Origin of the sequence: Faecalicatena faecalis (genome assembly GCF_012524165.2) — a bacterium.
In the GTDB taxonomy this organism is placed as follows: Bacteria; Bacillota; Clostridia; order Lachnospirales; family Lachnospiraceae; genus Faecalicatena_A; species Faecalicatena_A faecalis.
Genome location: NZ_JABACJ020000013.1, coordinates 106,292 through 127,396, shown reverse-complemented (window position 1 = coordinate 127,396; position 21,105 = coordinate 106,292). Strand labels below are relative to the sequence as shown.

The 21,105-nt window shown below is 46.0% G+C and carries 21 protein-coding genes; 9 read left to right on the top strand and 12 right to left on the bottom strand.

The features are described 5' to 3' along the window. Positions 1–114 precede the first annotated feature (114 nt). Positions 115–339: a helix-turn-helix domain-containing protein gene (locus HGO97_RS14125; protein WP_216242885.1), complete on the top strand. Its 225-nt coding sequence runs from the start codon at positions 115–117 to the stop codon at positions 337–339. Between the two features lie 8 nt (positions 340–347). Here HGO97_RS14125 and HGO97_RS14120 read toward each other — a convergent pair whose 3' ends face one another. From HGO97_RS14120 to HGO97_RS24030, 12 genes are all read right to left on the bottom strand, one after another. Further along, on the bottom strand, positions 348–767 hold the full coding sequence (locus tag HGO97_RS14120; RefSeq protein WP_216242868.1) for a hypothetical protein: 420 nt from the start codon (positions 765–767) through the stop codon (positions 348–350). Next, entirely contained in the window at positions 757–1,578 is an 822-nt protein-coding gene (locus HGO97_RS14115) for a hypothetical protein (RefSeq protein WP_216242867.1), read from the bottom strand. Before HGO97_RS14115 ends, HGO97_RS14120 begins: the two co-directional genes overlap by 11 nt. Positions 1,579–1,609: 31 nt before the next feature. After that, positions 1,610–1,975, bottom strand: coding sequence for a 23S rRNA methyltransferase (locus HGO97_RS14110; protein WP_246597451.1), 366 nt, complete (start codon positions 1,973–1,975; stop codon positions 1,610–1,612). Between the two features lie 164 nt (positions 1,976–2,139). Then, positions 2,140–2,352, bottom strand: a complete 213-nt coding sequence (locus HGO97_RS14105) for a hypothetical protein (RefSeq protein WP_216242865.1) — start codon at positions 2,350–2,352, stop codon at positions 2,140–2,142. Continuing rightward, positions 2,342–3,475: a zinc ribbon domain-containing protein gene (locus tag HGO97_RS14100; protein ID WP_216242863.1), complete on the bottom strand. Its 1,134-nt coding sequence runs from the start codon at positions 3,473–3,475 to the stop codon at positions 2,342–2,344. Before HGO97_RS14100 ends, HGO97_RS14105 begins: the two co-directional genes overlap by 11 nt. A 102-nt stretch (positions 3,476–3,577) precedes the next feature. Next, on the bottom strand, positions 3,578–5,326 hold the full coding sequence (locus tag HGO97_RS14095) for an AIPR family protein (RefSeq protein ID WP_216242860.1): 1,749 nt from the start codon (positions 5,324–5,326) through the stop codon (positions 3,578–3,580). A gap of 11 nt (positions 5,327–5,337) precedes the next feature. Continuing rightward, positions 5,338–8,220: a DEAD/DEAH box helicase family protein gene (locus HGO97_RS14090; RefSeq protein WP_216242854.1), complete on the bottom strand. Its 2,883-nt coding sequence runs from the start codon at positions 8,218–8,220 to the stop codon at positions 5,338–5,340. 2 nt (positions 8,221–8,222) lie between these two features. Beyond that, positions 8,223–10,394, bottom strand: a complete 2,172-nt coding sequence (locus HGO97_RS14085; RefSeq protein ID WP_216242852.1) for a site-specific DNA-methyltransferase — start codon at positions 10,392–10,394, stop codon at positions 8,223–8,225. A 9-nt stretch (positions 10,395–10,403) separates the two neighbouring features. After that, on the bottom strand, positions 10,404–11,168 hold the full coding sequence (locus HGO97_RS14080) for a radical SAM protein (RefSeq protein WP_246597450.1): 765 nt from the start codon (positions 11,166–11,168) through the stop codon (positions 10,404–10,406). An 18-nt stretch (positions 11,169–11,186) separates the two neighbouring features. Continuing rightward, a complete protein-coding gene (tcmP, locus tag HGO97_RS14075) occupies positions 11,187–12,047 on the bottom strand; it encodes a three-Cys-motif partner protein TcmP (RefSeq protein WP_216242850.1) in 861 nt (286 codons plus the stop codon). A gap of 35 nt (positions 12,048–12,082) precedes the next feature. Further along, complete coding sequence (tcmP, locus tag HGO97_RS14070) at positions 12,083–13,222, bottom strand: three-Cys-motif partner protein TcmP (protein WP_246597449.1); 1,140 nt, start codon at positions 13,220–13,222, stop codon at positions 12,083–12,085. Then, positions 13,219–13,440, bottom strand: a complete 222-nt coding sequence (locus HGO97_RS24030) for a helix-turn-helix domain-containing protein (protein WP_117874444.1) — start codon at positions 13,438–13,440, stop codon at positions 13,219–13,221. Before HGO97_RS24030 ends, tcmP (HGO97_RS14070) begins: the two co-directional genes overlap by 4 nt. A 141-nt stretch (positions 13,441–13,581) precedes the next feature. On the opposite strand from HGO97_RS24030, the gene HGO97_RS14060 reads away from it, so the two are divergent. From HGO97_RS14060 to HGO97_RS14025, 8 genes are all read left to right on the top strand, one after another. After that, positions 13,582–15,522: an ImmA/IrrE family metallo-endopeptidase gene (locus HGO97_RS14060; protein WP_216242849.1), complete on the top strand. Its 1,941-nt coding sequence runs from the start codon at positions 13,582–13,584 to the stop codon at positions 15,520–15,522. A 409-nt stretch (positions 15,523–15,931) separates the two neighbouring features. After that, positions 15,932–16,444 (top strand): sigma-70 family RNA polymerase sigma factor, encoded by a 513-nt coding sequence (locus tag HGO97_RS14055; RefSeq protein WP_216242847.1) that lies wholly within the window; start codon positions 15,932–15,934, stop codon positions 16,442–16,444. Between the two features lie 157 nt (positions 16,445–16,601). Beyond that, positions 16,602–16,808 carry a hypothetical protein gene (locus HGO97_RS14050; RefSeq protein ID WP_216242845.1) on the top strand — a complete coding sequence of 69 codons (207 nt, stop codon included), beginning with the start codon at positions 16,602–16,604 and terminating at the stop codon, positions 16,806–16,808. Beyond that, entirely contained in the window at positions 16,744–17,073 is a 330-nt protein-coding gene (locus tag HGO97_RS14045) for a DNA ligase (RefSeq protein ID WP_216242843.1), read from the top strand. The genes HGO97_RS14050 and HGO97_RS14045 overlap by 65 nt, the downstream gene beginning before the upstream one ends. After that, a complete protein-coding gene (locus HGO97_RS14040; protein ID WP_216242835.1) occupies positions 17,063–18,202 on the top strand; it encodes a DUF2800 domain-containing protein in 1,140 nt (379 codons plus the stop codon). The genes HGO97_RS14045 and HGO97_RS14040 overlap by 11 nt, the downstream gene beginning before the upstream one ends. Next, positions 18,195–18,767, top strand: coding sequence for a DUF2815 family protein (locus HGO97_RS14035; protein ID WP_138337770.1), 573 nt, complete (start codon positions 18,195–18,197; stop codon positions 18,765–18,767). The genes HGO97_RS14040 and HGO97_RS14035 overlap by 8 nt, the downstream gene beginning before the upstream one ends. An 18-nt stretch (positions 18,768–18,785) precedes the next feature. Beyond that, entirely contained in the window at positions 18,786–18,977 is a 192-nt protein-coding gene (locus tag HGO97_RS14030) for a hypothetical protein (protein WP_009242850.1), read from the top strand. A 64-nt stretch (positions 18,978–19,041) separates the two neighbouring features. After that, positions 19,042–21,030, top strand: a complete 1,989-nt coding sequence (locus HGO97_RS14025) for a DNA polymerase (protein WP_216242833.1) — start codon at positions 19,042–19,044, stop codon at positions 21,028–21,030. Positions 21,031–21,105: the final 75 nt, after the last annotated feature.

Below are 21,105 nucleotides of genomic sequence, written 5' to 3'. Positions count from 1 at the left end.
ATCTATCACATGCTTGATGACCTGGGCTGAACTGCGACCAGCCTTTGCTAAACGGCGATACCCATGCGCTGAACGCGCTTCAGCGCATGGGCTAATCGCCCGGAATAATCAGTTATTATTTTAAGACTTACACGCCTATGTAAAGAGAAAAAAATCACCATAAATAAACTGTCTACCTTATCCGGCATTACACAGTCTACGGTGGAAAATATCATGTCTGGAAAGACAAAAAATCCCAAACTGAAAACCTTGCATAAGCTGGCTCTCGGTTTGGGAATGACTGTATCTGAATTATTGGATTTTCCAGAGATGAATGAAACTATATTTGAAGATGAATAAAACCACTGTTAAAAAACATTTAATATTCTTATTAGAATTGTTATTGCAACCAAAGTTGGACAATAAAAAAGCCATTCTGTTACAGAGAACAGACACCTAAAATAACATAATTTCTTAGCTACGCTTTCGGTTATAATAATATTATTAGTATCCATATCAAAGTCTATTTCACTTTCACTTTTAGCGCTTATATTTTTATATAATATTTTGTATTTTCGTTCTATCTGCAAATAATATGAATCCAAAAACCAAAATACTAAAATAGGAATATATGCCACCAAAACATACTTTTGCTCTGTAGATTTCGCTGACAAAGCAAAGATTCCGGCAATTAACGTAATTCCCCATCCTTTTAGTGTAAAACAATTTTTTGCCATTCTCTCTATTATATTCTCTACCATTTCCAAATGTTTTATTTTACTTTCCATTACTTACTATCTCCTCATTCAATAATCCTGTAGAAACATAAAGTGCATCTAATGCATAGGCATAATCTTTATGTGTAGTTTCCCACATATAAAAATCACTTTCGTTTATGTCAATCAAATGCCCCAGATATACTTTATACCCCATTTTTAATTCTTTTTCCGCAAAGTCATAATTTGCATTATGCTCTAATACTGGACTAAATCCTCTATAAATTTTTAAGTTTTGTCTTCGTATAATTTCTGATATTTGAAGTTCTGCATATATCCAAGGTGAGAGCGTCATATCCTTTTCTTTTATTTTCTTTGAAACACTAATAGAATTTGGTGTATTTATAAAAAATAGACACTCCGTTTTGTCAATCATTTTAGCCAATGCCATAGATAACATCATATGTACATGACTTGATGAAATAATTGTCTTGTTATAATTATATGTAGTACTCTCTATCGTTTTTTCCTTGACCGAATATTCTTCATCTAAAACTTTAAGCAAATCATTTGCATATCCCCATACACACGAATCTATAAAAGCTATCAATCCAAATTCTTCATATAACCAACCTGCCAATGAAATTATTTTCTGTTCGTCTCCATGCGAATGTGATAAAAATATATCTGCTTTTACACTAGGAAACCAATCTTCTTGCATTATAGTTGCATTTAAAGTCTCTCTATCCTCATATATATATTTTTTTAAACCTCTATGCACTTTTTCTCTTTGATTAGCATATAGCTTTTTCCCTATTTTATTATAATCATCTAATTCTAATAATCTGTCCATGTCAATATTTACGTTAAATCCTGCAAACATATATTTTCTCCTATTCTTTTATAATTATAATTTATTTTCCTATTATACCGAAAAATTTAAATGCTTCTTCAATCATCTTTACCTTATCGTCTGGACACCCCGGATAGTCCCTTTTTGGTACATCCACCTTATTAGAAGCGTCATGCATAGGCAACCCATGTTTTCTCTTCACTTCCGCAATATACTTCGTATGCACATTCATCCCGTACTTTTCCTTCACATACTCCTTAATCTTCTGATACGTAGCTTTCTCCGTCATATCTTCCTTGTCCACGGTCATTTCAATGTCGATTCTCTCAACATCCTTTTTACGGGTCAAGAGCGCAACCGTCTCCACATGGCTCGATTGCTCCAGATTGATGTCAGATTTTAGCAGTCGTTCGCGGGAATTTATCAAAACGTGTTTTTGCCGTAAAACACACCGATTTTTACCCCTGTACGTTCTCGGAAACAGGTCAAAGGCCATGCTCCTACCTATATTATGCAAATCCACGGATTTGCCGACCGCTTCAAGACTTCGCTCCGAGGGAACAAGTACGAAATCCCATCGCCTCAACTCACTCAGGCTTTAGTTCCTCCACCACCATGCTTTCCCTTGGTAACAATAAATAGCGCGATACTGCCAACCGTGCCCACTGCACCTAATACGCCATTTCTAATATTTGCATTCCTTTCGCGTCTGCAATTATCACATAACTTGTGCTTATTCGTGCTTACAAGTTCGCATCCGCACTTCTTGCAGTAACGAATTTCTGGGTCTTTATTATTGCTCATAAGAATCACCTCCGGTATGTTCTGTTTCTGCGGTCAACAGATTATGTACTGAATACTCAATTTGTGCCTTCGGATCAAAGGCTGTAATCCTCGCTGCAATATCGGTAAACTGATCAACTACTTCGATCCGCTTTTGAGAAGAATTCTCATTGAGCAACAATAATGTGTCTCGCTCATTAAGTTTATTTTCCACTATGAAGGATTTGAACTCCTCTAAGCATTCCTTGCACGGTTCATATTCTCCCAACATAGCGTATCCTTCACACTCGGTCTGCACAGAGTTGGTAATGTAAACAAGTGCCTGAAATGCGTCAATTGCCTTCCTGCTGACGTCTTTTTCTCCTTTGAAATCAAGCATCATTTGAAAATCAGACTTCTGGGAATGTTCGGTGATATGATACATATTCTGAGAAAAGTTCCGCATCAATACTCGCTTTGCATCTGTCGCACTATGTATAACATCCAGCATAGCCGCTTCTCTCAGCTTTGCATCCTGAATCAGCCTTGCCTGCATTAGTTTATCCCTTGCTCCTTCTGCCATAGCAAGACGATCATTCTGCAGCTCTACGTGGATTTCTCTTATTGCATCACCGACATATTCTATTTCATCAAGAATCTGAGCCATTACCGCGTGCGTCGATAAGTTGTTTAAGGACTGTGTGAGATTAGGTGTCAAAGCCATGTCCTCAAGTCTCACCTGTTTAACAAATCCATCTGCGTCACGAATCGTTGGTAGTATTTCTCCCTGCTTATCAATGGTGAATCGATAGATTCCCTTGTCTATTAGATCCTTCACATAGGAATCCATCTTAGCAACCATGATGTGATCCTTGCCTGCCATAGCTCCTATTACTTCTGCTATTGCAGGGAGCTTTATCTTGATATTTTCCCACTTACCAAAATACTGAATAAGACTCCTATTATCTTCATATGAGATAATGCTTAGCTCTCCGCGATTCGGCTGCCACTCTTCAATATCATATTCGAAGATCGGAACCATCTCGTATTTGTCCTGCTCACTGATTGGCCTCTTTGGATCGGCACTTTGAAATCCACAATGCGGGCACTTCGTAGCTTTATCCGATATTTTTGTCCCGCATTCCGGGCATAATATTCTGCTCATTTATTCACGACCTTTCCTTTTTATTTGATGTTTCATAAGAGGCCTTGTAATTTTTGCGAATTAATCTTACTCGAAAAATTTTGCAAGGAAGCCCTAATAGGTTTAGTCTGCACTCCAGCGGGATTCAAAATCATCGTTTGACATTTTGAGACCTGTATTCAACTTATCGAGTATATCCTTCCCACCGGGTGTCATTCTCACAGTCATCAGATATTGCTTTACGGCAGTGCGGATATCACGTAAGGAGGCTTTTGCCTTAGTCCAGTTCGGAGGGCTAAACACCTTATTGTTCTGACTTGCATCATCAAGTGCAATTTCAAAACCCATATTCAAACACTGACCGGCGAGTTCAATAACCGTATCAAGAAGGTCGTTGTCCTTGAGCTTTTGCATTGCAACTGCCGGATTCGGAACAAGATCCTGCATCTTATTGATTTCGCAGAACAGAACAGAAACAGCAAAAAGATGGTGATACGGAGCGTAAGCCTTAAGGGCTATCAAGGCCTCGTTCAGTCCAAGCGGATTATCATTACCCCAGTTCTTATAAACCTCTTTGTAGAGATCAGAAAGCGCCTGAACCTTTTCTGGACTATACTCTCTATGGAACAGCTGCTCGAAATACTTGTCGAATATTCTGCTCTCACTGTAGGAGATCGTAGGCCTCTGAGAGTGCCACGCAATCAGCTGTTTGCCGAGTGATGTCAGATCCACAATATGTGCTGTGTTGTATTTAACCGGATCAGCATTCTCTCCGCGTTTTGTAATGAAGTATCCGTCAGTAAAATGCTGTTCGTATGCCTTCTTCATCGCCAGAACATATTTATCATTGCTCCTCAAATCACGAGCTTTTACAGCGCTCTGGGAGTTAGTGCATGTACTGATTTCATCTGCACGCTCTGCATTACTAATCTCATAGAAGCGGAACATTATATAAGCGTCGCTGACATTGCGGACGGACTCACTGCAATTAAAGATCGTACTCAGGGATTGGCAGCCATTAACCACGTTCAATTCCTTTACGCTCATGGTTCCATTGACAATTTTGATAGACGAGCAAATTGCCGTTATTCCATTGTGAAGGAAAAAGAACTCCTCCGGATTATTTCGTAGTGTACGAGCGATTCCCTTATTAACCTTATTCCCGGTACCAAGAGACTGGCGTACATTTTTCCTGAAAAGTGTCCCGTCCTTGATGCCGGGAATCTTTATACACTCTTTCAGCGGAATAGCTGCGATAACAGCTCTTGTCGCGCCAATCTGCATCTCCATATATTTCCCTTGTTCAATTGAAAATTCATAATTGATATAGGGACGATTTCGATTCAATGCCTCGTCATATCGAGCCTGAAGAGTTTCATTGTCAACAAGCACAAGATTCGCGCTCAAAGTTTCGCTCTCCGCAAGTTCAGCCTGAAAAGCAGCCAGATCAGACTTAGCAGAATCTGTCAAACCGGATGTGGTAATCAGTTCAAAACAAACCTCATAGTCGTCCTCTAAGGCCGTAGCAATCTCACTGATTTTTGCCTGCAGCTTTTCATTGGCCGCCTCCTGCAACTTTGCAAGATTTTTAATTTGAATCCACGACGATGTTACCTCACGAAGAGGTTCTGCATCCACAGTGTCGCCTTTGTAAAACTTTCCCTGAATAATGTATATTGTCGATGACTGATCATCGATATAAACCGCATCAATCTGCTTGTCTCCGGCTCCATCGGTAATGCAGGCTTTAGCCTCAAAGGTATCAAGGTTATGGATATTACGAAGGTACCAAGCAACAAACCGCTGCCCATCGTTGGGATAGTTCTTCACATAATATTCTTGTGCTATGTCATTCTTTATTTTCTCGTACATGATGCTTCTCCTTACTCGATAACTCCGTCTGTATCGAAAATATGATCCAACTCATCAGTGTTGATTGCGTGGGAAACTTTATCCCGGATTGCCGTCCGGTACATATCCAGCCTCTTAAACTGATTCTTTCCGACTGCATCCTTGCTCATGCGGATGAGCTGAATTCTTCCAACTCCCGGATTCTGGCGTGCGTATTCAGCAAAGCCCTTAGCCTTTCCAAGGTTATCTTTAAAATCTGGGCTGTGAGGCTCAAGGATATCAATTACATACCCAACACGCTCATCTCTTCTTACGACAATAAAGTCCGGATAAGTCGGCTTGATTTCTCCGTCGATTTCATATGGAATGCAGAGTGCCCATGAGCCTCTGGATGGATTACGAATCCAGCATACAAAGTCCGGACGTTTCTCCTCCGTCTCGATGAGCTCGGCTTCCCATCCGTTCAGTTTCAGCTTTGCGGTTCCAGTCGCTTCACTGACAAAAAGATGATCTCTGTATTCTTTACCACCAACCTCATGAGGAACCTGTATAGTTTCTGGCAAGCGGAAATTATGCTTGCTGACAGGATCACCATCAGAGACAATGCTGTCATACTCTTTACGGATTTTTTCTGATTCTATGGTGGCAATGTATCTTCTATAATCATCATTCAGGCCGTGAAAACGGGTCTCCGCATAGGAATGTAACCGGTTCATGCACTCTTCGTCCGCCACAAAGAGAATAACGTCAACTTTAAATGCCGTCAGATCAGACATATCCATATACTTGTTTCCATAGGCCATACCGATGCCTTCTCGACCGAGCTTTACATCCGCAATCTGAAATTGCCGCTCAATATCAGTATCCGTCGTCGTGAACATATCATGCACCGAATAATTGTCCACGGTTTCTCCAAAGGCATCAAAAATCTGAGTTGCCAGTTTGAACTGCTTGACCTGCTGTACAAGATCGTCATATTTTCCGTTTGCCTTGAGACCTTCCACATAACTGTGAATCATCTCAACAATCTCATCCTGAACTTCCCGGATGGCCTCACGATGTAATTTGGACATCGTAAGCAGATGTGCCATCCTATACAGAGATTTCAGGTAATCATTGATCCTGAGCGCTCTGACGTTATAGGAAAGCAAACCTGCATCATTTATAAATTTCATAACCTCTTCACGATCAAACAGATCTTCCTCTTCAGGAGTTTCCATTTGATCCGTCTGCTGACTTCCCGCAGCATTATTCTCGGACTGTATTGCCGTGTCAGATGGCTGTGATGTAACCGGTGCAGACTGGGCAGGAGCCGTTGTATCTGCGCTCGACTGTGTCTGGACTTGTTCTGTCGTTTCTGTTTGCTGAGCTTGTCCACCAGTGACCTGAGACTGTGATGTCGGAGTCGTGTCATCTGTTGGCTCCGAAGTTGCTCCCGCAGGCTGTTGTTCTCCTGTGTTCTGCCCTGAGAACACATCGAATAGAGTCATCTGCCCCGGCGTCTGCTGCTCTTCCTTTTTCTTCTTCGGTCTGACAGTCAGCGTTTCAAATTTCTTTCCGGACAAGGTCTCGCCATAAATATCGGTCGGGATGTCTCCGCCTTCTGTACTCTGCAAGGCTTCCACAACGTCCTTGACGGTATCCTCATTGAAGTACGGCAAATAGAGATGCACGTCGTTCAAAACGTCGTCCACCTGAATGTGCATCTGCATCGGCGTTCTTACCATTCGACCGAGAAGCTGCGCAATATATGTGGCGTCGTTAGCGTGCTTAAAGGACATCATGGTCTCTGCTCGCGGGCAATCCCAACCAGTAGAAAGATTCTCTTTGAAGAATACCACGCGAATATTCCTATCCTCGGCAATATTAGATGGCTCCTCGTAACGCACATCGAGTCCATTGACGGTCAGTGTTGCTGTTGTACCGCCAAAGGTATGCACCACCTGTCCACTTTCCAGCTTAAAGCCAGTACGTTCCTCGATCTTTGCTATACAGTCATCCAGATTTGTATCCGTCAGGGCATCACCGGTTCCATTCAAAACCTGAATGATCAGGATCGGGTTTACATAGGCGTAGTGCTGCTCGAAGCAATACTGCGTCCAATGCTCCCACTTCTCTTTCCAATCATCCGCAGCAGCCTGCAAAATGGCCATATCATTATTGACTGTGCCTTCCTCCGGATAGGTAATAACGATCCTATCTTTTAAAAGGCCAGAAGCTCGAACCTCATCCGTCGTCACGATAGACTTGTGAATTGTAGAGGATGTACCTTCGACCAGCGCATTAAATCTCTGCGTGGTAGCGGACATGCCGATGACAACCGGCATGGGCGGAATGCCATCCGAATCACTGCCCTTGATGAACTTCTGCATGATCGTAGTGGCCTTGCTTGCCTCACGTCCCTGCATGCCACGGTGCGCTTCATCGATGATAAAGTACAACCGGTCGCTCTTTTCCCGGACAGTATTTGCAAGCGTCTGCCAGATCGTATAAGTCCTGCCATCGCCGTTTTTCGTGAGCTTGGAGGTAACCGACAGCTTCTGCGTATTTAAGAAATAAACATGACCATCCTCAAACACCTCTTTATCAAAGGATTCCTCGGAAACCGTAACGCACTGCGACAGCTTGATCTTATCTGCCTTGGAGTCAATCTTTTGTTTTGACTGCTCATTCAGCTGAGGCGAATCCGAGAGCCAGACGATGATTGCATCCGGCTGTTCCATATACTGTTCGTCGCCGAAAAGAACAGCCTCAATCAACGCAGACATGATGATAGTCTTTCCAGCTCCAGTCGGCGCAGTGAAAGAAACTACCTGTGGTGCATGTGTTCTGTGATAGCTGCCCATTGCCTCCGCAGTCTTCATACGGATATCAGCAAGAGCTCTCTTCTGAAAAGGGAATAATTCTACTCTCATGGTTACCTCCCTGTATTAATCCTGAAATTATCCAGATAGTCTCTGTAAAGTTGATAGCAGTCTTTTCCATCGTAAGTGCGGATCATCGACCGGTATGCCGTTTCTGAATCCGTTACAATGAAAACTGTCTGGATTTCCGGATGCTGACTTAACTCCGCATCGAACTCGGAATAATATATTTCATCTACCAAAACAGCCATCTGGTTCTGCGGCAAAATCAGCATGTTCGGGAGATCATCGTTTTCAAGAGCCGGGCACTTACCAACAGCTCCGCCCTTCATCCAGAGCACCGGAAGCAGCTCGCGGAACTGCCTGCCGAGAGCAACTGAAGTTTTATCAAGAAAGCTCAGTTTGAAGAAAGCCACATTCGCAGGAAAGCCGTCCGCCATCTTCATTTCTGCCAATTGAGGTGTGTCAGCCATCTTGACCTTTTTATATTTCCCATTTACTTCCTCATCAGGCAAGTATCTATCGTGGTAGGTACCATAATCTCCCGACAAGGGATTCCCAGAAATATCTATTCCTTTAATGGTGCATACCGTTCGTGGCCATGTTACATTGTGTGCAATCCCTAAGTTCTCCCAAGTCTCATCTCCGGGCTTGAATCCTGACCTCGTAAGTTGCTTCTGTTCCTCATCAGAGACCTCGTTATTTGTCACCATTATGCAGCGGCGGTTTCCCTTATCCATTGCATTCAACAAATTAACTGCATGAAGCGTCGTCCCTGAGCCTGCAAAGAAATCTACGATTAAGGCATCTGGTTTATATGCTGTGCAAAAATACAAGCAATCCATCACAGCATATACCGACTTGGGGAAAGTAAATCTCTTTTCTCCAAATATACTTCCAAGTAGTCTGGAACCATATTGCGTCGAATCATGCGATGCGGTTTTCCAGATATCGCCCGGAACAGCTAATACATATTCCGTATCAATATCTTCCACGATAATTTCATTGTTTACTCCGCGTCCACTAATCTCAAATTCGCCATTTACTACCTTTGCGTATTCGGCACGTGCCAAACGGTAAACTGTAAAGCCTCTGCGATTATCCCCACCGACCTTAACACGTCCCTCTTTCAATCCATCCAGCAGAGTAGTTGTTGACCATTGCCAACGGCCTTCTGAACCATCATTACGAATTGGAAGAAGGCAATATAAGCCCTCAATCTGTGGCGCTTCCGATACTCCATCTGGCAGAGGCTCACCGACCTTTTCGATTTTTCCATTCTCAGGATTAATGTATATCGGATAGAATCCTCCCGGAGAATCCTTTCTCGTAGCTCCCGTACCAGAACGCTTAAGAAGATCCCACCGGATATTTCCCGTGTGAGTCCTCCCTCGATCCGAAACCCACTCTCTGTTTATTTTTACTCTCTGCGGAGATGCTTCTCCGAAGTAAACAAAGAAAATATACTCCCCACTCCTGCCAAACTCGCCAGCACGTGCAACGATTGCTGGATTTATCATAGTGCTGATCATCTGAATCCTCGCATCCGGAAACAGTTCCTCAAGCAGGCATCCAAGATGCAGATATTCCTTTTCATCAATGGTTACGATCATAATGGAGTCCTTTGGATTAAGCAGCCTTTTGGCAATCTTCAAGCGCTTTTCCATCATGGATAGCCATTTACTGTGACGGTAAGCGTCAGAACCATCTACATAGTCATTGTTGTATTTCCAGTCTTTGGCACCGGTATTGTACGGTGGATCGATATAGATGCAGTCCACCTTTTCTGCATAAAGATATTCCAGAAGCTGCAGCGCATGGTAATTGTCCGCCTCAATCAGTGTATGCCAAAGGCCGCTGTCCGGAGCATTCTCCACAGTGTCAATCGGTTTTAGAGTAGGATAAATTGGCTCACCGAATTCTGCTATCGCAACAATCTCATCCAGCCTGAAGGTCTTTTGTTCATGAGTCTCACGCCGGTCGCAAATCACGTCATCACCGTCAATCTTCATAACTGTATAAATATCACTGACATACCCTGTCTTCAGAGCGACCTTTGAGCCAACACGAATCGGTACGTCATAAAGCGGCGTGCACTCCGGCAGATGTTCTTCAAACACTAATCCGAACTTCTTCTGCTTCAGTAATTTATTTGTTTCCTGCAAGATTCTCTCCTTGAGCGCCGGATCGTCAATCTGCTGGATCAGGTCTTGTAATAATGCCATAACGCCACCTCATTCTTCCGTTATTGTTTTTTCCTTAATATGATAATCAATACCGTGCTCCTGACAGAAGGAAATCACTTCTGTTGCGCACTCATTGTAAAAATGCCTATGCCCTTCGTAGGCGTTTGCTACCTTACTATAGTTCGTTCTCCCGAAAATGATCCGATCTGTAAAAGATACCTCTTCCAATATTTCATGCAGATTCTGTTCAACCATGTTCGGTGTTGGATACGGTTCCATACTTACCCATGTCTTACAACCGGCATCATGGAGTGCTCTCAACGCTGCCAGTCGATCTGCGCAGGAAGCAGCGCCCGGTTCCATCTGTTCCCGATAGGCTTCATCCAGAGTGATCAGTGTGATCCCGTACTCGTTTTCCGGAGAAAGATCTGCCAATTCTATAGGTAGCAATCCCTTCGTCAGCGTAGTGCATTTGATTCCGGCCTCGTTCAGCTTTCGGATAGCCGCAATGCTCATCTGGGACACCTCTGGATATCCTTCCATGAACGGATCTGTGGTAAAGCAAAGCTGAACAGACTGAATCTTATCTCTGAGCCTTGGTATCTCTTTATCCAACAATTCAAGCGTGTTTGATACAAGCACCGGCTCAAGCCAGCTCTCATAATCTTTAATTTGCCCGAATCGCTTCTTCATCAGGAATGCATAACATGGATATTTGCACCCATGTGCGCAGCCCTGCACGTGATTCATTGTGTAGTCACCATACTCTACCCCTGTTTGATAAAGCATGGATTTTCGTTCTATCGTCTTCAAGTTGCTTTCTTCCTCCGCCTACTTGTTCTTCAATATGTGGTCTGCCATCCGCAGTGCAAGTCCTTGCGCTTTCGGGCTTTCGCTCGCAATGGCAAAGCAAAATAGGAACATCGGCGAGTTTCTGCTGTTCCTGAAAATCCGTGCATGCTTTGACACGCATGGAAAGATTGTCCCAAGCCGAGCGAGGATATACTCCTTTATGTGCTCTGGATTTGCGTCTTTAACCATCCGCTCGCCATCACTCTGTCCGGGCTCCGGGAATAGGTCAAAAAGCGTCATCTGAGGATCTTTCTTATAGAATTCCTCTCGCCATCCGGAATCTCCAAGCAATCGATCTATGCAATCCTCCCATTTATCGTACTTTCCGTTTTTCGGCAGCATCCGTTCCAGTGCAGAGAACGGAAACAGGTACCATACATCTATTGATTTCGTCTGCGCTACATTTTCAAGCGTAGTCCAATTTACCTGCGTCGCATACGGATCTAAAAACAGCAATCCTCTGTTAAATCTCCAATCTACATTGCTAATAATCTCCGCAAGCTTATCGTTCGCATCGCCGCAAAAAATCGTCACAATTCGCCTCATCTGCGGGAACTCGGAGTTTATCATATCTTGAAGTTCTCCCGCCTTCTGAGAGTCCGCTTCTATAAAATAGTAGTGATCAAACTTCTTTTCAGACGCCAGTGCACGCTTAGCGGAGCCCACAAGATACTGCCCTCCGTCGCTGGTTTCAATCTCGCCGGTTCCAGCAAAGGCGTCTATATAAATCTTCTTGAACTTCTGGTTTTGTAGTGCAATCAGGTATGCGTCCAGATAGCTGGTGAAGATATTCAGCTTCTCCTCAGTCCAATTGCCACCAAATTTCTGCGACGTTGCCATAAATTCCAATCACCTCATCTATATGAAACTCTGTCTCATGAAGAGAAAGAGATCACCGTTTCCTTCTTTCCTGTATCAGGATTCACAATCTGTTCGATCTTCGCGTCAAAGAAACCCGTGAGATCACTCTTTATATCATTACGAAATCCCTCTGACGGAAAAATCGGATGGTTATCCAAAAGTTCCCACATCTCATCAAGAGGCACTTGCTTGCGGCCTTTCAGGCAGCGCTGTAGATATTTCGCGATGTCGATAACATGCAAACAGCTTTCATCTTCCTCTTCTGTGATCTCTCCGAAAAGATTGAATGACAACTGTCTGTTCTCAACCGAATGTTTTGTCGAGGACTGAGCTCCGAAAACTTTCCATGCACTCTTCTTGTAGAGCTTAAATCCCTCTTTGTTACTCGTGCAGTGAATCAAATTGTAGACGAGCGAATTCTGCGTGTTATAGAACGGAAATGCCGATACATAGTATCTGCGGGCTCCTTTTAGTGAATTTATGATTTCCTCCACTCTGGCCTCATAAGCCTTCTTGTCGCTTCCGTAAGGCACCAGCTTCTCAAAGTCTTCCAGATAAGTGTTCTCATACTTTGCCTTGGTCGTTTTCTTCTTGGCGCTTGTGATCGCCCGCACCGGATCTGAAACCATGTGATTAATCATAACTTCACCCCAGTTTCGGAAAAACGGCAGAAGTGCTTCCCAGTCGATGGTCGCATCATACGGATCGTAGAGCAGGAAATAATGCAGATGCCCGGTTCCATATAACTGTGGTCCGATAGTTCGGAGTAGCTCGTGCGCATCACTGCAGGACGTTACAATCTTAAAATTGCGCTCATCCTGTGGAAGATGCTTTTTCAACTCATCTACGCGCGCTTTATCCTTGTCATTTAAGTAAATGTGTATATTTTTCTCCGTATAGGATCTTGATGCTTCCCTAAGTGCTTCTGAGACACGTACTGCTGTACCTTTCACCAATTGCCCAGCATCGTCGGTGTATACACCACTGTTGCACATGCAGTCTATAAAGATCAGCCCATTGCAAGACTCAGTCAGCAGCAACTTCTGTGCCCACGATTTTATATATTCCTCAATCAACTCAAATTTCTTGATCGTATGAGGACTTGCTTTACTGATTACGCCCTTTTTCCTGCCGGACATCATATCACTCCTCAAGTAGTTTCATTTTCTTCTGTGGGGATTAGCTCCATGATGTCCCCAATATCACAATTCAGCGTTTTACACACTTTCATTAGAACTTCCATGCTTACTGTCTCTCCCTTCGAGAGCTTGGTTACCGAAGCCCAGCTTATCCCGGCAGCTGCCTGCAAGTCTTTCTTCTTCATGTCTTTGTCAATCAATATTTTCCACAATTTTTTATAACTAACTTCCACGGTAGTCACCTCTCGATTTTCAAAAACGTGATTTTTGCCACTGTACTTCCACAGTATAGCACAGAGTCTTTGAAAAATCAAGAGTATTTCTTCACATTTGCAAGAATTTTCTTTCGTTACTATTGAAAAATCAGCATATTTATGTTATACTGTGTCTGTATCCTTAAATTCTCAAATTTTGTATTCAAGAAAGGGAGTCTGCTGGCCGTGGGAACGTATAACAACGAGATCGAGCAGTTTATATATACTGTGTGCTACCGCCCCATGTGGGAGGCAGCTTATACATACATTGCAGAGCATCCTTATGCCCTGAATTTATCTTATTCCAGAATTCAGAATCCGGATTCTGCCATGCTTGAGGACATGATCCTCGAATATACAAAGAATATCCGAATAGATGAAGACAGCCTTCTGTTTGACGCGGTCGTAAGCTGCACAATCAATCTGACCGAAGATACATACAAAGGCACAGCATCGCACGAAACAAGTCAATGGCTCGTCCTTTCCTGTGTGGCGGTCGTAACCGATAAACTCGAATCTGTTACTGTTAAGAATATCTCCGGGTACACCTCTGGCCAACCTCGCAAAACGGATGGTCATGCTGTCTCGAAGAACATAGTTCCAATCTTATACAAAAAGGATTTGGATGATGAAGCTACAACTTTTCTCCAGCAATATTTCCCGGAAGCACTGGAAAAGCCAATGGCCGTCCCTATTGCTGATATTGCAAAAGATATGGGACTTGAAATTATCCAAGGCAATCGAATCACAGATGATTTCAGTGTTTTTGGAGAAATATACTTCACTGCAGGAAAGGCAACCATCTATGATCTTTTTAAGGTTTCAGAAACAACAATCGATGTAAAGCGCGGCACCATTTTGGTAGATGCCTACACCTTCTGGGAGCGGAATCTTGGGTGCGTTAAAAACACAATCGCCCATGAAGTCTATCACTGGTATAAGCACCGAATGTATGCAGCGATAAAACATGTCCTCTATGGTCAGGACTTCGTTGCATGCCGCTGTCCTTCCAATATGGCATACCCTCAGAAAGATGAGGAGTGGTCTGATATCCAACGTATGGAGTGGCAGGCAAACAATATGGCGCCTCGTATTCTCATGCCATATCGTACTTTTCGAATGAAAGTAGATGAGCTTCTACAGGCATACGATTATGAAAATAGTCCTATAAAACCAGCTATTCTCACTTCCGTTGCCGAGGAGCTGCGTGAATTCTATGGTGTGTCCCGTCAATCAGCATTGATCCGTATGATGGAAACCGGCTACAAAGACGCTGCTATCATCTACCAGTATGACGAAGAATCTCCATACCACGGATACTTAGACCAGCGTGATGCGTTCTATGCCTATCGCACCAGCAGCGAATTCCGCAACCTTGTTGATTCTGGTCTTTTTCGGTATGTGGACGGATACTTTGTTATCAACGACGAGCAATACATCGATCGTAACAATGAAGGCAAGCCGACCCTTACTGATTATGCATGGGCAAATCTGAATGAATGCACCCTGCAATTTACATGGCAGTCCCTGCGGGCAGATGATGCAGAAAAACACTTCCCATTCGAGCTGTTTCACCGTGAAACCGGAGAGCGCAAAGCCTCAAAATACGATTCCAAACAAAGTGCCTCCGCCGTTCAGATGTCCGAGGCGCTGCAAAAGAAACGCGAAGAATTCGAGCGCCAGAGTGCCGCAAGAAAGATAACAGGTGTGAATAAAACCTGCTGGGAGGTCATTTTTGAGATCGTGCAGTCTCGCGGACTTAGTAAATCGCATTTCTGTTCTTTGACCGGTCTCGGCGAAGAGGTGTACCGAAAAGCCGAGAAGAACATCGATACAAAGCCAAGTCTGAGAACGATTGTCGCTATAGGCAGAGGACTTGACCTTGATATTGGAACAACCGAAAAGTTGTTGCAACTTGCCGGGCATGCATTTGATGAATCTGATGAGCACCAAGCATTAAAATACTGCATTACCGGTTTCTCTGGGATGTCCATTGATGATGCAAACGAGTTTCTTGAATCATACAATTATGAGCCGCTCGGCTCCAAACAACGCCTGTAAGCAGACCTAATTTGCCGCACTTCCGTCATGGAGGTGCGGTTTTTTAAATTTTTCCGACTCGCCGAGTCGGATTTTTTTATGCCTATATTCCTTACCATCGCCGTCTTTTCACAAAATCTGTACCCTATTCAAGACTCGTAAAAACGCCTGTTTCAAGGCATTTCTGCGACTCGTCGAGTTTTCTGGTTTTTTTCTCTCCTGACTAAAATGTAATTAGCACGTGGGAGCCATCTGCGCAGGGTGTTTCCGGTTCCACGTGACTACCGATGACAATCAAATACTGTACCGATCACCGGAAGTGAGGTGCAGCCGAAATGGAGTAATCCTTCGGTATGCTCTCACGCCTGTGGTCTGGTTTTGCATGTCTGGAGCTCTCCATTTCGGCAAAAGCCGAAGGAGGGCTTTCATTATGCAAAACAACGACAATCAGAAGACCTATTTTATCTACGTTCGCAGCACCGGCGAGAAGGTACCGGTCACCAAAGAACAGCACGACTCCTTCTATAAGGAAGCTGACCGTATTCGCCACAAAGAGCAGGATCACGGCAGGTGCATGTGTCCTTACCGCTTTATCTGGAAGTGCGACGGCGACTGTATCGGTTGCGAATACCATGCGGCAGGCGACATTACTTCTCTGGATCAGCCACTCCCTGATGGCAACGGCACCCTCGGCGACTATATTCCCGACCGCAGTAAGCCGATGGAGGAAGTCATCGCCGACCGCATGCTGCTGGAGCAGCTCTTTGCCAGACTGCGTGAGCTTGACCCGGAGGCCGATATCATCATCCAGCTTTGGAAGGATCACCCGGAGGGCATCTCCGACCGTGCTATTGCAAGAGAACTCGGTCGCCCGCAGAAGACCTTCGCAGATCAGATGAAGAAATATCGCACCGACCTGCGCAGGATTACCGGCGATAAGTAATACTAAGACCACGAACCACACCCTTTCCGGCCACTGTCCCTCTTTCGGATGGTGGTCGGAAATTTTTTATAAAATCCTCCGCTCAAATCGACAGTTCATCTCCAGTGGAAGGTGAAGGCAAGAGAACACAGCCTTCAGAAAGCGAGGTGAACAACAGATGATTCGCAGTTACGCAGACACCGGCGGCAACGTGAACGAGGAGATCAAGCTCCTGAATTCCATCAGTCACGTATCCGCCAGACTGGCAAGGAACCTCTCACTCCTTGCCGCAAGCCAATCCGAGGAAGGAGGAAAAGAGAATGTCAAAAATGGCAGAAATGGCACAGACCATCGAAGAGCTCCGCACCGCTGCTGCTTCTATTAATGCCGCAGCTGACTGGCTCTACCAGCAGTTTTCCGGCGATGACAACAAAGCGCAGGCCACGGAAGCTCCCACCAAGAAGGAATCGAAGCCTGAACTCAAGCTGGAGGACGTAAGAGCCGTCCTTGCTGAGAAGTCCCGCGCCGGTCATACCGCAGAAGTACGCGCCCTGCTAAAAAAGTACGGTGCCGCAAAGCTCTCGGAGATCGCCCCGGCAAACTACGAAGCCCTGATGAAGGGCGCGGAGGTGATCGGCAATGGCAGCTAAAGCACACGCAATCCTGTCCGCATCCAGCTCCGACAGGTGGCTGCACTGCCCGCCGTCGGCAAGGCTCTGCGAAACCTATGAGGACAAAGGATCAGACTACGCTGCAGAAGGCACCGATGCTCATGCGCTTGGTGAGCACAAATTGAAAACCGCGCTGGGACTTCCTTCAGAAGACCCGACCGACAGCCTCAAGTGGTATTCCGAGGAGATGGAAGACTGCACCAGCGGCTATGCCGAATATGTGCTGGAGCAGATCGAAGCCGCCAAGGAAACCTGTGCTGACCCGGTAGTCCTTATCGAACAGCGAGTTGACTTCTCCCGCTGGGTAGAACAGGGCTTCGGAACCGCCGACTGCGTCATCATTGCAGACGGTACGCTCCGGGTGATCGACTACAAGCACGGCTTAGGCGTCTTAGTCTCCGCAGAGGAGAATCCGCAGATGCAGTGTTATGCCCTCGGCGCTTTGGAGCTTTTCGATGACATTTACGACATCGATCAGGTTTCCATGACCATTTACCAACCGAGACGACAGAACGTAAGCACCTACGAAATCAGCAAGGACGACCTGTATCGCTGGGCGGATGAAGTATTGAAGCCTACCGCAGATCTGGCTTTTGCCGGTGACGGGAACTTCCTGTGCGGTGAATGGTGCGGCTTCTGCAAGGCTAAGAACGAGTGCCGCGCCAGAGCCGAGGCGAATCTGAAACTCGCGCAGCATGATTTCAAGCTCCCGCCACTGCTTACAGATACCGAGATCGAGGTCATTCTCGGCAAGGTAGATGAACTGGTTAGCTGGGCTTCCGATATTAAGGAATACGCTCTGCAGCAGGCGCTCGCTGGTAAGGAATGGACAGGTTTCAAGATCGTCGAAGGACGCAGCAACCGCAGATACAGCAATGAGACCGCCGTCATTGACGCGGTCGAGAAAGCAGGCTTTGACCCGTATGAGAAAAAGCTGCTCGGCATCACCGCCATGCAGAAGCTCCTCGGCAAATCCCGCTTTGATGAACTCCTGACGGCTTACATTGAAAAGCCGCAGGGCAAACCCACACTTGTGCCGGATAGCGACAAGCGCCCGGCCATGAATACAGCAAAAAATGATTTTATGGAGGAAAACGACAATGAGTAAAAATGTAAAAATCAGCAATCCCATGAAGGTTATCACCGGTGTTGACACTCGCTGGAGCTATGCAAACGTCTGGGAGCCGAAGTCTATCAACGGCGGCACACCCAAGTACAGCGTGAGCCTCATTATCCCGAAGTCCGACACCAAGACCATCGCCAAGATTCAGGCTGCTATCGAAGCTGCCTACAAGGAGGGAGAGGCCAAGCTCAAGGGCAACGGCAAGTCCGTACCGGCGCTCTCTGTTTTGAAGACTCCTCTGCGCGATGGCGATGCAGAACGTCCGGACGACGAGGCCTACAAGAACGCCTACTTCGTCAACGCCAATGCAACCTCTGCACCCGGCATCGTGGACGCAGACCTTAATCCGATTCTCACCCGCTCCGAAGTGTACAGCGGCGTGTACGGCAGAGCCAGCATCACGTTTTATGCTTTCAACTCTTCCGGCAACAAGGGAATCGCCTGCGGGCTCAACAACCTGCAGAAGATCCGTGACGGTGAGCCTCTCGGCGGCAAGGCAAGCGCTGAGTCCGACTTTGCTACTGACGACGATGAAGATTTTCTCAACTAAGGAAAGGAGCGCAAAACAATGGAAAGCACAGTTATGATTTCATCCCTTCTCTGCAACATCCTGATCGGATGCTTCTGCATCGTAGTTCTGTCTTGGGCAGTGGTCGCCATCCAGACGGTGATCAACGACTTCAAGCGTGAGAAACGCGAGGAGAAAAAGGCCGCGCAGGACGACGAATACCATATCAAGCGTATGGAATCCCTGAAATAATCCAGTACCGGCAGGCGGCTTAGGAGTGATCTTAAGCCGCTTGTTTGAATTGAGGTGAAAATCTATGCAAACACTCAGTATTGATATCGAAACCTACAGCGACGTGAACCTATCCAAGTGCGGCGTATATAAATATGCCGAGTCACCGGATTTTGAGATACTACTGTTCGGCTACAGTGCCGACGGCTCCGAGGTGACGGTCATTGACCTTGCACAGGGAGAGCACCTGCCACAGAAAATTATAGATGCTCTGACTGATGATACTGTCATCAAATGGGCTTTCAACGCAAATTTTGAACGGGTGTGCTTGTCACGATATCTCCGTGATCTTGGAGTAAGCCTTGATCCCTTCCATGATAACCACCCTCTCTCGACCGAATGCGCACGCTTCTTAAATCCGGAAAGCTGGCGCTGCTCTATGGTCTGGGCGGCAACAATGGGACTGCCGCTTTCTCTGGAAGGCGTCGGTGCCGTCCTCGGTCTTGAAAAACAGAAACTCACGGAGGGAAAAGACCTGATCAAATACTTCTCCGTGCCCTGCGCTCCGACGAAAGCAAACGGCGGTCGCACAAGGAACCACCCTTTTAATGCGCCGGACAAGTGGGAAGCCTTCAAAAAATATAATATCAGAGATGTAGAGACCGAGATTGGCATTAAGGATCGTCTTGCCAAATTCCCTGTGCCGGAGGAGGTCTGGGATGAATACCATATCGATCAGGAAATCAACGATCGTGGTGTCCGACTCGATATGGATCTGGTAAAAGAAGCCATCGAAATGGACTCCCGCTCCCGGTCAGAACTGACTGCTGCCATGAAAGATATGACAGCACTTGATAATCCAAACTCCGTCCAGCAAATGAAACAGTGGCTCTCTGACAACGGACTCGAAACCGACAGCCTTGGAAAGAAAGTCGTGGCAGAGCTTATCAAAACCGCTCCGCCCGAACTTCAGACCGTTCTGGAGCTCCGACAGCAGCTTGCCAAATCCTCCGTCAAGAAATATCAAACGATGGAGCGTGCGGTCTGTGATGACGGCAGGGCTCGCGGCATGTTTGCATTTTACGGCGCTAATCGTACCGGACGCTGGGCAGGCAGGCTTATACAATTACAAAACCTCCCGCAAAATCATCTCCCGGATCTGGCCGACGCACGCGCTCTTGTAAAATCTGGCGACTTTGATGCCGTGAAACTCTTATATGAAGACGCCCCGGACACCCTCTCTCAACTGATCCGGACAGCGTTCATCCCGAAAGACGGTACGCAGTTTTATGTTTCCGACTTCAGTGCCATCGAAGCAAGAGTCATCGCGTGGTATGCCGGTGAGACGTGGCGTCAAAAAGTCTTTGAAACCGGAGGTGACATCTACTGCGCCAGTGCCAGTCAGATGTTCCATGTTCCGGTTGAGAAGCATGGCATTAACGGCCATCTGCGTCAAAAAGGCAAAATCGCGGAACTCGCGCTCGGCTACGGCGGCTCGGTCGGAGCCTTAAAGGCAATGGGCGCTATAGAGATGGGACTTTCCGAGGATGAGCTTCCTCCTCTGGTGGACGCATGGAGGCAGACAAATCCCAACATCGTAAAATTCTGGTGGGATGTCGACCGCGCTGTCATGGAGGCTGTGAAGTATAAACACACAACCAGCAGCTATGGGCTTACCTTCTCCTGCCGCTCCGGGATGCTCTTTATTACGCTGCCCTCCGGACGGAACCTCGCCTATGTGAAGCCAAAGGTCGGTACGAATAAATTCGGAAGCGAGTGTATTACCTATGAGGGCATCGGCAGCACGAAAAAATGGGAACGGCTCGATTCATACGGGCCGAAATTCGTGGAAAATATCGTGCAGGCAACCTCCCGCGACATTCTCTGCTATGCCATGAAGACGCTGCGCTGCTGCTCCATCGTCATGCATATTCACGACGAACTGGTCATCGAAGCAGACCCTCGCATGTCACTTGACGTTCTCTGTGAACAGATGGGCAGGACTCCGCCGTGGGCAGAAGGCCTGAAGCTCCGCGCAGACGGTTACACCACGCCCTTCTACAAAAAAGATTAAAAATCGTCCGCTCAAATCAGGCGTTCATCTCCAGTGGAAATTGGAGGTGGACGCCTTTAAGTCTGCCCGGAAAGG

Coding starts and splice junctions, on each gene's coding strand:
- HGO97_RS14115 (WP_216242867.1), bottom strand. CDS start 1,578: ATGTTTGCAGGATTTAACGTAAATATTGACATGGACAGATTATTAGAA.
- tcmP (WP_216242850.1), bottom strand. CDS start 12,047: ATGGCAACGTCGCAGAAATTTGGTGGCAATTGGACTGAGGAGAAGCTG.
- HGO97_RS14050 (WP_216242845.1), top strand. CDS start 16,602: ATGATTCGCAGTTACGCAGACACCGGCGGCAACGTGAACGAGGAGATC.
- HGO97_RS14100 (WP_216242863.1), bottom strand. CDS start 3,475: ATGAGCAGAATATTATGCCCGGAATGCGGGACAAAAATATCGGATAAA.
- HGO97_RS14105 (WP_216242865.1), bottom strand. CDS start 2,352: ATGAGCAATAATAAAGACCCAGAAATTCGTTACTGCAAGAAGTGCGGA.
- HGO97_RS14045 (WP_216242843.1), top strand. CDS start 16,744: ATGTCAAAAATGGCAGAAATGGCACAGACCATCGAAGAGCTCCGCACC.
- HGO97_RS14060 (WP_216242849.1), top strand. CDS start 13,582: ATGTTATACTGTGTCTGTATCCTTAAATTCTCAAATTTTGTATTCAAG.
- HGO97_RS14085 (WP_216242852.1), bottom strand. CDS start 10,394: ATGGCATTATTACAAGACCTGATCCAGCAGATTGACGATCCGGCGCTC.
- HGO97_RS14090 (WP_216242854.1), bottom strand. CDS start 8,220: ATGAGAGTAGAATTATTCCCTTTTCAGAAGAGAGCTCTTGCTGATATC.
- HGO97_RS14035 (WP_138337770.1), top strand. CDS start 18,195: ATGAGTAAAAATGTAAAAATCAGCAATCCCATGAAGGTTATCACCGGT.
- HGO97_RS14040 (WP_216242835.1), top strand. CDS start 17,063: ATGGCAGCTAAAGCACACGCAATCCTGTCCGCATCCAGCTCCGACAGG.
- HGO97_RS14025 (WP_216242833.1), top strand. CDS start 19,042: ATGCAAACACTCAGTATTGATATCGAAACCTACAGCGACGTGAACCTA.
- HGO97_RS14055 (WP_216242847.1), top strand. CDS start 15,932: ATGCAAAACAACGACAATCAGAAGACCTATTTTATCTACGTTCGCAGC.
- HGO97_RS14030 (WP_009242850.1), top strand. CDS start 18,786: ATGGAAAGCACAGTTATGATTTCATCCCTTCTCTGCAACATCCTGATC.
- HGO97_RS14120 (WP_216242868.1), bottom strand. CDS start 767: ATGGAAAGTAAAATAAAACATTTGGAAATGGTAGAGAATATAATAGAG.
- HGO97_RS14095 (WP_216242860.1), bottom strand. CDS start 5,326: ATGTACGAGAAAATAAAGAATGACATAGCACAAGAATATTATGTGAAG.